The sequence below is a fragment of the Arthrobacter sp. BF1 genome, from assembly GCF_056680215.1.
The window spans coordinates 3,322,922-3,336,410 of the sequence record NZ_CM155271.1; the positions used below are offsets into that span (position 1 = coordinate 3,322,922).

Here is a 13,489-nt window from a genome sequence, read left to right on the forward strand (position 1 = left end):
GCATGAACATTTCACTGAAATACGCACACGTCACCGTCAACGATCTCGATGAGTCCCTCGCCTTCTACCGCGACGCCCTGGGCTTCGAAGTCCGGAACGACGTCGGCTCCGACGGGCAGCGCTGGGTCACCCTGGGCAGCGCCGCCCAGCCCGACCTGGAGCTGGTCCTCTCCCCGCCGCACGCCGGCCGCTCCCAGGCCGACGGCGACGCCATCCAGGAACTCCTCACCAAAGGCGTCATGCCCATGCTCGTGTTCACCACGGACGATCTGGACGCCACGTTCGAAAAGCTCCGCGCGTCCGGCGCCGAGGTCCTGCAGGAACCCATCGACCAGCCCTGGGGCCCGCGCGACTGCGCCTTCCGCGACCCCTCCGGCAACATGATCCGCATCAACCAGGGGTAGGTACCCAAGCACCGGTAACGCACGACGTCGGCACCCACGTTGGGTGCCGACGTCGTGCGCTCTGCCCCTTGGGGCAACCGGTTAGAGTGGGGGGCATGACGCTGGACGGTGCGGCCGGGGAGCCGCTTGTGCACATTCAGGACTTCCGGATGGACTTTGGGGACACGACGGTCATCAGGGACCTGTCCTTCGATGTCCGGGCCGGGGAGACCTTCGGGTTCCTCGGCAGCAACGGCTGCGGCAAAACCACCACCCTGCGGGCGCTGCTGGGGATCTACCAGCCCACCGCCGGGACCCTCCACATCGACGGCAGGCCCTTCACCGCACGCGACGGCGCCCGCCTCGGGTACCTGCCCGAGGAGCGCGGCCTGTACAAGAAGGAATCCGTGCTGGACGTGATGGTCTACTTCGGCCGGCTCAAAGGCATGGACAAGGCCCACGCCAAAAACTGGTCCCGGGAGTACCTGGACCGGGTGGATCTGGCCGACAAGGTGCACATGCGGCTGGACAAGCTCTCCGGCGGCCAGCAGCAGAAGATCCAGCTCGGCGTCACCATCATGAACGACCCCGAACTGCTGATCCTGGACGAACCCACCAAGGGTTTCGATCCGGTCAACCGGCGCCTGCTGATGGACATCATCGAAGAGCGGAAACTCGCCGGCGCCACCGTCATCATGGTCACCCACCAGATGGAGGAAGTGGAAAGGCTCTGCGACCGGGTCATCCTGCTCAAGGACGGCACCTCCCGCGCGTACGGCACCGTGGCGGAGGTCCAGGAACAATTCGGCGGGACCGTGTACCGGCTGGCCTACGACGGCGTGCTGCCCGCGTCCGACCTCTACGACATTGTCAGTGCCGACGGCGGCCGCGCGGAGCTCTCCCCGCGCCCCGGCGGCAACGAGTCCACGGTGCTGCGCGAACTCATCAACGGCGGCGTGGCCGTGCGCTCCTTCACCCCGGCCAGGACGTCCCTGGATGAAATCTTCATCAAGGTCTACGGCGAAGACCACCAGATGGCGGAGGCATAACCCCCATGACACAGCCCGCAGTCACCAAATCCTCCCCCGCTCCCCCGCCGCCGGCCATCCCGGCCCCGCCCCGGCGCCCGTTCGCGCAGCACAACCTCCGCACCGTGGTCGGGTTCGAATTCACCCGCACCATGAAAAAGCGCGGCTTCTGGATCGCCACCCTGTCCATCCCGGTGGTGATCGCCATCGTGTTCGGCCTCGTCTACCTCAGCAATTCCTCCACCGCCGCCAGCGCCGACGCCCAAAAGACCGCCGCCCTGTCCTTCACCTACACCGATGACTCCGGACTGATCGCGGACAACATCGCCGGGGCCATGGGCGGCGTGAAGACGGCAGACCCCGGCGCCGCGCTGGAGGACGTCAAGCAGGGCCGGACCGAGGCCTACTTCGTCTACCCCGCCGAGCCGGCCACGCAGGCCGTGAAGGTCTACGGAATAGACCGGGGAATCTTCGAGAACGGCAAGTACGACGCCGTCGCCAAGCAACTCTTGACCGCTTCAGCCCAGGCCACGGTGGGCTCCCCGCAACTGACCGCCGCTGCCAGCGGCAACGTCAAAACCGAATCTGAGGCCTTCAAGGACGGCAAGGCGACCGGCGGCTTCGGCGCCGTGATCCCGCCGCTGATGTTCCTGGTGATCTTCTACGTCTCGATCATTCTGCTCTCCAACCAGATGCTCAACAGCACGCTGGAGGAGAAGGAAAACCGGGTCACCGAAATGATCCTCACCACCCTCAACCCCACCACCCTGATCATCGGCAAGGTGGCCGCCCTGTTCATGGTGGGACTGGTCCAGATCCTGGTCTTCCTGACCCCGATTGTGGTGGGTTACCTCTTCTTCCGCGACAGGCTCTCCATCCCCGACCTGGACCTGTCCAGCATCAGCTTCGAGCCCGGAACCATCATCGTCGGGGCACTCCTGCTGCTGGGCGGCTTCACCGTCTTCACGGGCGTCCTCGTGGCGATCGGGGCAGTCATGCCCACCGCCAAGGACGCCGGCACGATTTTCGGGCCGCTGATGGCACTGATCTTCGTCCCGTTCTACGCCATCAGCCTGATCATCTCCGACCCCCGCGCACTGATCGTGCAGATCTTTACCTACTTCCCGCTCTCGGCCCCCGTCACCGCGCTGCTCCGCAACGCCTTCGGGTTGTTGAGTCCACTTGAATCCGCCATCGTGATTGTGGAACTCTTCGTGGTCGGGTTCCTCATCCTTCGCTTGGCCGTCCACCTCTTCCGGTACGGATCCATCCAGTACTCCCGGAAGCTTTCCATCGCCGGCACCTTCCGGAAGCGCAGCGCGCTGGCAGGTAAGTAATAGACAGCGTTTCTGGCGCTTATGTACGTTTCGGCGAGTCAGGCGTAAATTGTGCCATGACTGAGATGACCGTGACTGACGCGCGCAGCAGGCTGTCGGAGGCGGTGGATACTGCCAGGGTGAACCATGAACCGGTGTATCTGCTGCGGCGTGGACGCCGCGTCGCAGCACTGATCGACGCCGAAGACCTCGCCACTCTGATAGCGGCCGCCGAAGATCTGGAAGACCTGCGCGCAGCTCACGCGGCGCGGACGGAGATGACCGATACTGGCCAAGGCCCCGTGCCCTGGGAGGAAGTCAAAGCGGAGCTGGGCCTGGCGTGAGATATGCCGTGCAGCTTGCGCCGGCCGCCCTCCGGCAGTTGCGCAAGCTCCCACCGGACGCCCGCCGGCGCATCCAAGCCGCCATCGAACTCCTCGCCGAGACACCGCGCCCACCGGGCGCCAAGAAGCTCGCCGGAAGCAGCGGCGACTGGCGTGTCCGCACCGGGGACTACCGGGTTATCTACGAGATCCGGGATGCACAGCTCATCCTCCTGGTTCTCGCCACTGGCCATAGCAGGGATATCTACAAACGGTAGGGCAATTCCCCGCCAGCGGCACTAAAATACCGTCATGCCGCTGCGCATGTTTTCCCGCCGCACGCGTTCCGTCCCGGAGCACCAGCAGCCGCGCCACAAAGGCCGACGGCGGGGCCTGCGGGTTCTCGCGATCGTCGCGTTGACGCTGCTCGGGCTGGTGGTTGTCTCCGCTGCTGCGAATCTGATCCTTGAGCGCGTTGAACGCGCCAACACCACTCCGTACGGCGAGCGCATTCAGATCGACCAGGGAACCATCAACGTCTCTATTGCCGGGGACAGCGGCCCCACGGTGGTGCTGCTCAGCGGGCTGGGCACCGGGGCACCGGGGCTCGATTTCGCCCCGCTGGTCCGGGAACTGCCCGGGTACCGCACCGTGGTGGTGGAGGGGTTTGGCTACGGCTACAGCGACACGGAGGTGAGGCCGCGGACCATCGAGAATATCGCCGAGGAACTGCACTCGGTGCTCGCCAAGCTCGGCATTACCGGCCCCTACGTCCTGGCCGGACACTCGATCGCCGGCTTCACCACCCTGTACTACGCCAACAAATACCCCTCGGAAGTGTCCGCCGTCATCGGCATCGACCCCACCGTCCCTACCGCAACCACCGCACCCGGAGCCCCGGCACCTGCTGACGCGCTGCCGTCGGGCAATTTCTGGGAACGCCTCCCCTCCACCCTCGGCCTGGTCCGCTGGGCCGCAGCGCTGGGACTGACGGACCCGGACAGCAGCGGCTACACGCCGTCGGAAATTGACCAGATGCGCATGCTCGCCAGCTGGAATTTCGGCAACGCCGCAGTGACCGACGAAACGGCCCGAGTGGGCGAAAACGCTGTGAAGCTGCAGGGCCTCAGCTACCCCGATGGGATGCCGGTGCTGATGCTCCTGTCGAAGGAAAGCCTGGACGGCCGGGCCGAATGGGTGGACCTCCACGAACGCCAGCTGAGTCATGTCACACGGCATGAGCTGGTTGTCCTTGATGGCCCGCACTACCTGCACTGGACCCAGGCGAAGGCGATGGCGGAGAAGATCGGCGAGTTCCTGGGGCCCGCTTCGGTTTCGACTGGCTCCATCACCGGACAGAGGGGCGGGGTTGCGACGGGCCCAACCACCGGACCGGCAGGCCCCACCACCGGGGACAAATGATGGCGGCATCCGGCCTGTCAGGCCTGGAGGCTGAGCCCTGCAGCGCGGATCGCCTGGTCCATCTCTGTCCGGGCCGAAATCATATCCACGCTGCCGGCCTGAAGGAGTAGGTGCAGAATCCCGTCCATTCTTTCTGGACCAACGGCGACCCCACGGAGACGATCGACGGGATCGTCGAGGTCTGGTTCGATCGCGCCTATTCCGGCCAGTCGGAGCCCTGGATGACTTCCACGAAGTCGCCGCGATGGAATCCGGGGACGTAATGGGCGAGCACGTCTGCCTTGACGTTGCCGAATGTGGTTTTCGGCCGGTCCTTGATTCCCTCGGTGAATGCTTCAATTATGCGGTTCTTGAAGGCCGGCCGGGGGTGTGCCCCGACCACGGCGGCACGCTGTTCGTCGGAGATGGCATCGTAACCGATTCCCAGGACATCCAGTTCCACCCCGCGGGTCACCAGGGCAATCTCGGGGGCCATGTGCAGCGGAATCTCCGGGGTGGTGTGCAGCGCGATACCCGTCCAGACCCTGTCGGCCGCCTCGCCGGTGATCCCGTGGGAGTGCAGGAACCGGCGGGCCTCGTCTGCGCCATCGATCTCGAATCGCTGGTCGGTGCGGCGGTACTTCTCGGTCAGGCCGAGGTCATGAAACATTGCCCCTACGTACAGCAGTTCCGGGTCGAAATCCAGGCCCTGCTCGCGGCCGCGCAGCGATCCGAACACGAAGACCCGGCGGGAGTGGTCGAACAGCAGCGGCGATGCAACCTCGCGTACCAGTTCGGTCGCCTCCCGCGCCAAAGCGCTGTCCGGGACGTCCACTCCGGCAATCGATTCAGTCATGTTATTTTCCTTCTTCTCTTCGATCGGTAGTCTCCTCCAGCTTCGCCCGGCAGGGTAGGGTAATGCCATGTCCTTACGGCCACAAAAACCACAAATTCAGACATGACGCAGCGGGTGGGCTTCATCGTGTTCGACGGGATGACGATGCTCGACATGAGCGGTCCCGGCGAAGTCCTGCACCAGGCAGTCCGGGCCGGCCTCCCGTACACGTCGGTCCTGGTCTCCCCGCGCGGCGGCAGTGTCACGGCCTCCTCCGGCCTGGTGGTGGCGGGCACCACTGCGCCGGCCGACGCCGGGCCCCTCGACACGGTTGTCGTCGTCGGCGCCGACCGGCTCATCGAACCGGACCCCGACGACGAGCTGCTGGCTGCCGTCTGCGCGCTCGCTGAGCGGGCGGGGCGTGTTGCTTCAGTGTGCACCGGTGCGTTCGTGCTTGCTGAACTCGGCCTGCTCGACGGCCGCCGGGCAACCACCCATTGGCGGCATACCGAAACCTTGGCCCGCCGCTACCCCCGAGTGCACGTGCAGCCGGATGTCATCCATGTCCGGGACGGCCGGTACATCACCTCTGCAGGCATCACCGCAGGAATCGATCTGGCGCTGTCGCTGGTGGAGGACGACCACGGGGCGGAGGCAGCCCGGGACATAGCCCGCGAGCTGGTCGTGTTCATGCAGCGCCCGGGCGGGCAGTCCCAGTTCTCAACGGCCCTTGCCATGCCGCCGGCCCGCAGCAGCCTGCTGCGGTCGCTGACCGCAGCAGTGCACGCCGATCCGACGGCCGAGCACACGCTGCCCGCCATGTCCGCGGCCGCAGCGGTCAGTGCCCGGCACCTGACCCGCCTGTTCCAGGCGGAGCTGGGCACGACGCCGGCCCGCTGGGTGGAACGCGTCCGCCTCGACCGAGCCCAGCAACTGGTGCTCGATGGCCACAGCATCACCGCAGCGGCCGAGCACAGCGGGTTCGGAAGCGACGAAACCCTCCGCCGCGCTTTCGGCCGGCACCTGGGCATCACGCCGACCGAATACCGGACGCGCTTCGCCACCACCAAACCGTCCCTCACGAGGGCAGCGAACTGAGCCTCATTTCCGCTTGGAGCGGGCCGTCACAGGACACTCTGAAAGGGACGCCCGGCTTGTGAGCCTCGACGTTCCGGCCTAGATTTGGGCATGACCAATTCCCCCGAGCACGAGCTGCTCGTTGAGCTGCAGGACCTGATCATCGGCACGGGATCGGTGGCTGACTTCCTGGGCGGTCTGTCCGTCATCGCCGCATCCTCGCTTAGCCGTGCAGCCGCCACAACAGTGGAATGCGGCGTCACCCTCCAGCACAACAAAAAAACCCGAACGGTCGGCGGCAGCACTGACAGGGCCATCCACCTGGACCGGATCGAACAGCAGGTGAGCGAGGGCCCCTGTATTGACGCCTTGAAGCTGAATGCCCCCGTCCTCTTGGCAGACGTGCGGACGGACCCCCGCTGGCCCGTGTACCGGGAACGCCTGTTCGAGGAAGGTGTCCTGAGCGCCCTCGGTGTGCCCCTGGAGCTCAGTAACGATGCCACAGCCGCCCTGAACTTCTTCGCGTCAACCACGGGCGTGTTCACCGAGGCGACCATCGCTGAGGCAGTCAAATTTTCCCGAGTGGCCCGCAGCGCCGTCCTCCTGGCCGTAAGGGTGGCTACCGCCGAAGGGGCTGCGGATGACCTGAGCGCGGCCATGGTGAGCCGCACCGCAATTAACCTGGCCTGTGGCATCATCATGGGCCAGAACCGCTGCAGCCAGACCGAAGCCATGTCCATCCTGGTCAAGGTCTCCAGCCACCGGAACCAGAAGCTGCGCGACGTGGCCGAGGACATCGTCAAGAAAATCTCCGGCGAGGAACCCGTTACCTACTTCGACAAGTAGTTCCGCTAGTTCCGCCCTCGGACCTCTTCGACTAGGGCTTGGGCCGCGCGCGAATATGCATCCGCTCGCCCTGCTGTCCGAACAGGCTGATGAACTCGACCGGTTTGCCGTCGGCGCTGGCGAACCAGTGCGGTGTGTGCGTGTCGAATTCCGCGGCCTCGCCGGGGCGGAGTTCAAAATCCTTATCGCCCAGCACCAGACGCAGCCGTCCGTTGAGGATGTAAAGCCATTCGTATCCCTCGTGAACGCGAGGATCGGGCTCGTCGCCGCGGGCGCCGCCGTCGAGCACCATTTTGAACGCCTGCAACCCGCCCGGCCGGCGCGTCAGGGGAACAGCCGTCATGCCCGCGTGGGTGATGGGCCGCAGATGGATTCTGGGATCCCCCGTGGGCGGGGCGCCCACCAGGTCATCGAGCGGAACCCCGTACAACCTCGCGAGGGGCAGCAGAATTTCGAGGTTTGGCCGGCGCTGGCCGGACTCCAGCCGGGACAGGGTACTCACGGATACACCGGAGGCAGAAGACACCTCCCCGAGGGTGAGGTTCCGTTCGGTACGGAGGGTCCGAAGCCGGGGGCCGACTGCGCCCAGAACGTCATCAAGGTCATGTGCCATGTTCGTCATTTTGCCATAACGGCAACAATGTTTGCCAGTTTGGCGCTTGCGGCGGATGCTGGTTTGACCGCCGTCGGACGCTGGCGGCGAACTTTCTGGAAGGGCAATCAGCATGGACACCACACGATATGACGTTGTGATCATTGGCGGCGGCGCCGCGGGGCTCAGCGCAGCCAGCACACTGGCCCGGGCGCTGCGCTCGGTGCTGGTCATCGATTCGGGAACTCCACGCAACGCCCCCGCGGCGGGCGTGCACGGTTATCTTTCCAGGGACGGCTTGAGCCCCTTGGAGCTGCTGTCCATCGGGCGCAGCGAAGTGCTCTCCTACGGAGGAACGGTCCTTGACGGCGAAGCGGTCTCGGCACGGCGGACCACCGACGGATTCGACGTTGTGCTCGGAGATTCGCGCCGGTTCGTGGGCAGACGCCTCCTCGTCACCACCGGCCTGACGGACGAGCTGCCTCCCATCGAGGGGCTGAGGGAGCAGTGGGGCAAGGGCGTGGTGCACTGCCCCTACTGCCATGGCTGGGAAATCCGCGGGCAACGGATTGGCGTGCTGGGCACCGGCCCGCTGTCCATCCACCAGGCACTGATGTTCCGGCAGTGGTCCCCGGAGATCACCCTCTTCCTCAACGACACCGTGGAGCCCACGGACGAGGAGTGGGACAAGCTCGCCGCCCGGTCCGTCCGGGTGGTCGAAGGTGCCGTGGCCTCTGTTGATGCTGTGGATGGAGTCCTCGCGGGGGTCACGCTCCGCCAGGGCCCGTCGTTCTCGATGGCCGCCTTGGCCGTCGGATCACGGATGGAAGCCAGGTCCGCGCTTCTGGAATCACTCGGGCTTCTTTCCCAGGTGCACCCGTCCGGGGCCGGACGGTTCATCGAGACCGACGCTGTGGGCGGTGCGACGACCGTCCCCGGCGTGTACGCGGCAGGCAACGTCACCAACCTCATGGCCCAGGTGATCACCGCGGCGGCCGAGGGTGTCATGGCCGGCGCAAGGATCAACGCCGAGCTCATCGACGAGGAAACCCGCTGGGCCGTTGAAGGGCGCTTCGGGCCGTTCTCGGCTTCCTCGGAAGCAGCCGTCTCAAAGTTCGTGCTGGGTGAGCGGCGTCACGGCCTCGCAAGGTAGGGTTTCGCTCATGGAACTCCGACTCGAGGTTGTGCAGGTACCCGTCTCCGACGTGGACCGCGCCAAAGCCTTCTACACTGACCAGCTCGGCTTCGTGCTCGATCACGACGTCGAACATATTCCCGGGATGCGCGTCGTCCAGCTCACCCCGCCGGGCTCTGCCGCGTCGATTGTCATCGGCACAGGCATGACCGGCATGACCCCTGGCAGCCTTGAAGGCCTGCAACTGGTGGTGCCCGACATGGCCGAGGCCCGCACTGAACTGGTCCGCCGCGGCGCCCCCGTCAGCGAGGCGCAGGACATGGGTGGATTCGCGTTCGCCTACTTCAGCGACCCGGACGGCAACCGCTGGGTCATCCAGGAGATCCCGCCGCGGTAGAACCCGCGAAATAGGGTACCCCCTACCCTTGTCCTCCACGCCCCGCCTCCCTACGATGATGCGTACCGACTCTGGGGGTTTGGGCATGCTAATTGAACAACATTTGACCTGGCTTGGTTCCGGCTCGGGAGCCCTGCTGGATATCCGCGGCCATTCGGAGGCCGCACTCGCGGGTTCCCTGGCCCGGATTGTCGCGTCGTCGATCATCCACCTTTCCCGCTGGCCGGTGGAGAGCACCGTGACGCTGGTGATGCCGGACGGGACGCCGTGCAGTGGGGCAAGTACTGCAGGCGCCGCCGTCGAGCTTTCCCGTCTGGATCAGCGCACCGGTGCCGGGCCCACGGCCCGTGCCCTGCGCGGCCGGCTGTCCATTATCCTCAACGACCGCTGCCCGGACCCGCGCTGGCCGGAGTACAGTGGCAGCCTCACAGCGGCCGGTTACCGATCCGCCGTCGCCATCCCCCTGCAGCTGGAACACGGTTACAGCGCTGCCCTGACCCTCTATTCCCCGACGGCGAACATGCTCGATCCCGTTGCCGCAACCAAGGTTCTGGTCTTCGCCGGCGTGGCGGCCAAGAGCCTCCGGCTGGCGCTGAAGCACCGTGCCGATCTGGCGCTGTCCGCCGAGCACCGCGCCACCCTGGCCAGCAGCACCACAATCAACACCGCCTGCGGCGTGCTCATGGGGCAGACCGGCTGCTCCTACGAGGCCGCGCACCAGAGACTCCGCCAGGAATCGCAGCAGCGGAACCTCACCATTCGTGACGTTGCCGAAGGCCTCCTCCAGATCCTGCCCGGCGGGATCCCGGCCAGCCACTTCACAGCCCGCGCCTGACTCGCTCTCAAGGCGCGCGGGCCACGTCCCCACCCCACTCCCCCGAAATGTAAGTAGCGCCAACTGTCGTTTTGAGGGCTCAGAACGACAGTTGGCGCTACCTAGTTGGGTGGGGACGCGCCGGACGGTCAGCGCAGAATGACTGTCCGCCCGCCGTCGAGCATTACCCGGCCCTCACAGTGCCAGCGCACCGCGTTGCTGAGCGCCTTGCACTCGGCGTCGCGGCCCACCCGGACCAGGTCCTCGGCCGTGTGCGTGTGGTCCACCTCGATGACCTGCTGGGCGATGATCGGGCCCTCATCCAGCTCGGCGTTGACGTAGTGCGCGGTGGCGCCCACGGTTTTCACGCCGCGGTCATAGGCCTGGTGGTACGGCTTGGCGCCCTTGAAACTGGGCAGGAACGAGTGGTGGATGTTGATGGTTTTGCCCGTCAGCTTCGCCGACAGTTCATCGCTGAGGACCTGCATGTAGCGGGCCAGGACCACCAGCTCCACATCAAACTCGTCCACCAGTTCCAGCAGCCGTGCTTCCTGCGCCGGCTTGGTCTCCTTGGTGACCGGCAGGTGGAAGAACGGGATGTCATGCCACTTGACCAGTTCCTCATGGTCCGTGTGGTTGGACACCACGGCCACGATCTCCACCGGGAGATCGCCCGTGCGGGCCCGGAACAGCAGGTCGTTGAGGCAGTGCCCGAACTTGGACACCATCACCAGGACCCGGCGCTTGCGGCCGTTCGGCTCAAGCTGCCAGTTCATGGCCCACTCGCCGGCCAGCGGCTCGAAGTCCCGGCGGAGCTCCTCGGTGCTGAACTCCTTGGCGCCGGAGGCGAAGTGCACCCGCATGAAGAACTGCTGCGCCTGCCGGTCACCGAAGTGCTTGGTGTCGATGATGTCGCAGTCATGGTCCAGCAGGAATCCGGTGATCGCGTGGACGATGCCCGGCGACTCTGCGCAATTGACGGTGAGGACGTGTTCGGTTTCCACTTAGCGCTCCTGGTGTGCTTTCGCGTCGGCAGACTTCGCGTCGGCAGCGGCCTTCTCATCGGCCACTACCTTCTCGCCGGCGAGGTCCTTCTGGAACTCCGCATAACGGGCCAGGTGGGACGGGCGCTTGCGCAGGATGAACCAGGCAACGCCGAGGACGATGAACCACACCGGGGTGACCAGGAGGGCCATCAGTGTGTCCGGCTGCGTGGTCAGTGCCCACAGAACGAAGGCGAAGAACGCGAACACCAGCCAGACCATGGGGATGCCGCCGGGCATTTTGAACTTGGAGTTTTCGTGCAGGTGCGGCCGGCGTGAACGGAACTTCAGGTAGCTGGCCAGGATGATGGACCAGACAAAGACGAAGCAGACGGCGGCCACGGTGGTCACCATGTCGAAGGCCTTGGCAATGTCCGAGCCTGCGTACATCAGGATGATGCCGGAGAGCAGCAGGATGCAGGAGAGGAACAGGGCGTTCTGCGGGACCTTGCGGCGGGACAGCCGGCTGAACATGCCGGGCGCGTCGCCTTCCTGGGCCAGGCCGTAGACCATGCGGGAGGTGGAGTAGATGCCGGAGTTGGCGGAGGACATGGCCGAGCTGAGCACCACCAGGTTCACGATGGTGGCCGCGGCGCCGAGGCCGGCCAGGGAGAACATGGCGATGAACGGGCTGTGGCCGGCCTGGAACTGGGTCCAGGGGGTGACCGACATGAGGATGATGAGGGCGCCTACGTAGAAGAGCAGGACGCGGATGGGGATGGAGTTGATGGCCTTGGGCAGGTTCTTCTCCGGGTCCTTGGCCTCCGCGGCGGTGGTGCCCACGAGTTCAATACCCACGAACGCGAACACGGCGATCTGGAAGCCGGCAACAAAGCCCATGAATTCGTTCGGGAACATGCCGCCGTGGCTCCACAGGTTCGTGAAGGTGGCAGGGCCGGCGTCGGACTGGAAACCACTGAAGATCATAAACAGGCCAACAATGATCAGGGCTGCGATGGCGATGATCTTGATCAGGGCGAACCAGAACTCGGTCTCACCGAAAGCCTTGACGGTGGCGAGGTTCAGGACCAGGAGGATGATGACGGTGGCGATGCCCGGGATCCACAGCGGCACGCCCGGCCAGAGTTCTTCCGAGTAGGCGGCGATGGCGATGACGTCCGCAATGCCCGTGATCACCCAGCAGAACCAGTATGTCCAGCCGGTGAAGAAGCCTGCCCACGGGCCCAGCAGGTCAGCGGCGAAATCGCTGAAGGACTTGTAGTGCAGGTTGGAGAGCAGGAGCTCGCCCATGGCCCGCATGACGAAGAACAGCATGAAGCCGATGATCATGTAGACGAAGATGACCGACGGGCCGGCTGCCGAAATGGTCTTGCCGGAACCCATGAACAGGCCGGTACCGATGGCGCCGCCAATGGCGATCAGCTGGATGTGCCTGTTGCTGAGCTGCCGCTCCAAATGGGGCGGCTGGCCCGGGGTGTTGATGGTTTTAGTGCTCACGTGCTGCTCCTCGAATCAATGCTGGCTGGAGTGCCGTTGGGGAAGACGCGGGACCCACTTCGTTGGGGACCGCATCGAGGTTGTTGAAGCTGTAAAGATGGATCCCTGCAAGGCCTGGCTGGCTTTGAAGCGCGGCCACCAGGGAGTTGGGTGAGTAGCGGTCACCGCTGAGCAGCTTGCGCGCCAGCGGGCCTTTGCGGCTGAGGAACTTCAGGGAACTTCCGACGCCGATCTGCGTGGCCAGGTTGACCAGTTTGGTCCGGGGGACGGACCCCGCCACGCCCGCCCAGACGGGCAGGTCCACGCACTCGCGGCGCAGGAGTGCCGCGAAGTCGAGGATTTTCGGGGCGGAGAAACACATCTGGGTGACGACACTGGTGGCCAGGTGCTGCTTGGCCACGAGCGCGTCCACCAGGTCAAGGGCGGCCACCGAGGGGTGGCCTTCCGGGTAGCCAGCCACGCCTGCGCGCATCAGGCCCCCGGTGTACTGGGAAATGTCTTCGAGCAGCGGCAGGGCCGACTCGTAGGGCCCGGCCGGGTTCTTCCGGTCGCCGCCGATCACAAACACCTCGTTGATTCCTGCCACATCGCACTCCCGCATGATGCGGGTGAGCTCTGCACGGTCACGGATGCTGCGGGCGGCCAGGTGCGGGATGACGTTGTAGCCGAGCACGGCCAGCTCCAGCGAGGCGCGCATGGTCCGTTCGATGCCGTGGTGGGGCAGGCATGTCATGGTCAGCGTGGTGGTCCGGGGAACCAGCGACTGGACCTGGTCCACAATCCCGGCTGAGGGGATGACTTCGATTCTTGTAGGGAACATCATTGGTCCGTTCGTGCTATC

General features: G+C 65.4%; 16 protein-coding genes. 11 read left to right on the forward strand and 5 right to left on the reverse strand.

What is annotated here, in order from left to right; translation table 11 throughout:
* Positions 1-2 precede the first annotated feature (2 nt).
* From AC1MCD_RS15605 to AC1MCD_RS15630, 6 genes are all read left to right on the forward strand, one after another.
* Positions 3-404: a VOC family protein gene (locus AC1MCD_RS15605; protein WP_498673159.1), complete on the forward strand. Its 402-nt coding sequence runs from the start codon at positions 3-5 to the stop codon at positions 402-404.
* A 95-nt stretch (positions 405-499) separates the two neighbouring features.
* A complete protein-coding gene (locus AC1MCD_RS15610; RefSeq protein ID WP_498673160.1) occupies positions 500-1,432 on the forward strand; it encodes an ABC transporter ATP-binding protein in 933 nt (310 codons plus the stop codon).
* A gap of 5 nt (positions 1,433-1,437) precedes the next feature.
* Positions 1,438-2,748, forward strand: a complete 1,311-nt coding sequence (locus AC1MCD_RS15615) for an ABC transporter permease (protein ID WP_498673161.1) — start codon at positions 1,438-1,440, stop codon at positions 2,746-2,748.
* 56 nt (positions 2,749-2,804) lie between these two features.
* The gene (locus AC1MCD_RS15620) at positions 2,805-3,071 is read left to right on the forward strand and encodes a type II toxin-antitoxin system Phd/YefM family antitoxin (RefSeq protein ID WP_498673162.1); all 267 of its coding nucleotides are present in this window, start codon (positions 2,805-2,807) and stop codon (positions 3,069-3,071) included.
* The gene (locus tag AC1MCD_RS15625; protein WP_498673163.1) at positions 3,068-3,328 is read left to right on the forward strand and encodes a type II toxin-antitoxin system RelE family toxin; all 261 of its coding nucleotides are present in this window, start codon (positions 3,068-3,070) and stop codon (positions 3,326-3,328) included. Before AC1MCD_RS15620 ends, AC1MCD_RS15625 begins: the two co-directional genes overlap by 4 nt.
* Positions 3,329-3,362: 34 nt before the next feature.
* A complete protein-coding gene (locus AC1MCD_RS15630) occupies positions 3,363-4,472 on the forward strand; it encodes an alpha/beta fold hydrolase (protein ID WP_498673164.1) in 1,110 nt (369 codons plus the stop codon).
* A 196-nt stretch (positions 4,473-4,668) separates the two neighbouring features.
* Here the strand turns inward: AC1MCD_RS15630 and AC1MCD_RS15635 are convergent, their stop codons facing one another.
* Complete coding sequence (locus tag AC1MCD_RS15635; RefSeq protein WP_498673165.1) at positions 4,669-5,307, reverse strand: HD domain-containing protein; 639 nt, start codon at positions 5,305-5,307, stop codon at positions 4,669-4,671.
* 102 nt (positions 5,308-5,409) lie between these two features.
* On the opposite strand from AC1MCD_RS15635, the gene AC1MCD_RS15640 reads away from it, so the two are divergent.
* Entirely contained in the window at positions 5,410-6,384 is a 975-nt protein-coding gene (locus AC1MCD_RS15640) for a GlxA family transcriptional regulator (protein WP_498673166.1), read from the forward strand.
* A 90-nt stretch (positions 6,385-6,474) separates the two neighbouring features.
* Positions 6,475-7,209 carry a GAF and ANTAR domain-containing protein gene (locus tag AC1MCD_RS15645; protein ID WP_498673167.1) on the forward strand — a complete coding sequence of 245 codons (735 nt, stop codon included), beginning with the start codon at positions 6,475-6,477 and terminating at the stop codon, positions 7,207-7,209.
* Between the two features lie 31 nt (positions 7,210-7,240).
* Here the strand turns inward: AC1MCD_RS15645 and AC1MCD_RS15650 are convergent, their stop codons facing one another.
* Positions 7,241-7,822 carry a helix-turn-helix domain-containing protein gene (locus tag AC1MCD_RS15650; RefSeq protein ID WP_498673168.1) on the reverse strand — a complete coding sequence of 194 codons (582 nt, stop codon included), beginning with the start codon at positions 7,820-7,822 and terminating at the stop codon, positions 7,241-7,243.
* 112 nt (positions 7,823-7,934) lie between these two features.
* Between AC1MCD_RS15650 and AC1MCD_RS15655 the strand changes: the two genes are divergently transcribed.
* The 3 genes from AC1MCD_RS15655 (at position 7,935) to AC1MCD_RS15665 (ending at position 10,168) form a co-directional block, all read left to right on the forward strand.
* Positions 7,935-8,954, forward strand: coding sequence for an NAD(P)/FAD-dependent oxidoreductase (locus tag AC1MCD_RS15655; protein ID WP_498673169.1), 1,020 nt, complete (start codon positions 7,935-7,937; stop codon positions 8,952-8,954).
* 10 nt (positions 8,955-8,964) lie between these two features.
* On the forward strand, positions 8,965-9,333 hold the full coding sequence (locus AC1MCD_RS15660; RefSeq protein ID WP_190987572.1) for a VOC family protein: 369 nt from the start codon (positions 8,965-8,967) through the stop codon (positions 9,331-9,333).
* A 103-nt stretch (positions 9,334-9,436) separates the two neighbouring features.
* Entirely contained in the window at positions 9,437-10,168 is a 732-nt protein-coding gene (locus AC1MCD_RS15665) for a GAF and ANTAR domain-containing protein (protein ID WP_498673170.1), read from the forward strand.
* A 128-nt stretch (positions 10,169-10,296) separates the two neighbouring features.
* Here the strand turns inward: AC1MCD_RS15665 and purU are convergent, their stop codons facing one another.
* The 3 genes from purU to AC1MCD_RS15680 are packed head-to-tail and all read right to left on the reverse strand — an operon-like array spanning position 10,297 to position 13,471.
* A complete protein-coding gene (gene purU, locus AC1MCD_RS15670; RefSeq protein WP_498673171.1) occupies positions 10,297-11,151 on the reverse strand; it encodes a formyltetrahydrofolate deformylase in 855 nt (284 codons plus the stop codon).
* Positions 11,152-12,648, reverse strand: coding sequence for a D-serine/D-alanine/glycine transporter (cycA, locus tag AC1MCD_RS15675; RefSeq protein ID WP_498673172.1), 1,497 nt, complete (start codon positions 12,646-12,648; stop codon positions 11,152-11,154).
* Entirely contained in the window at positions 12,638-13,471 is an 834-nt protein-coding gene (locus tag AC1MCD_RS15680; protein WP_498673173.1) for a methylenetetrahydrofolate reductase, read from the reverse strand. The genes cycA and AC1MCD_RS15680 overlap by 11 nt, the downstream gene beginning before the upstream one ends.
* Positions 13,472-13,489 lie beyond the last annotated feature (18 nt).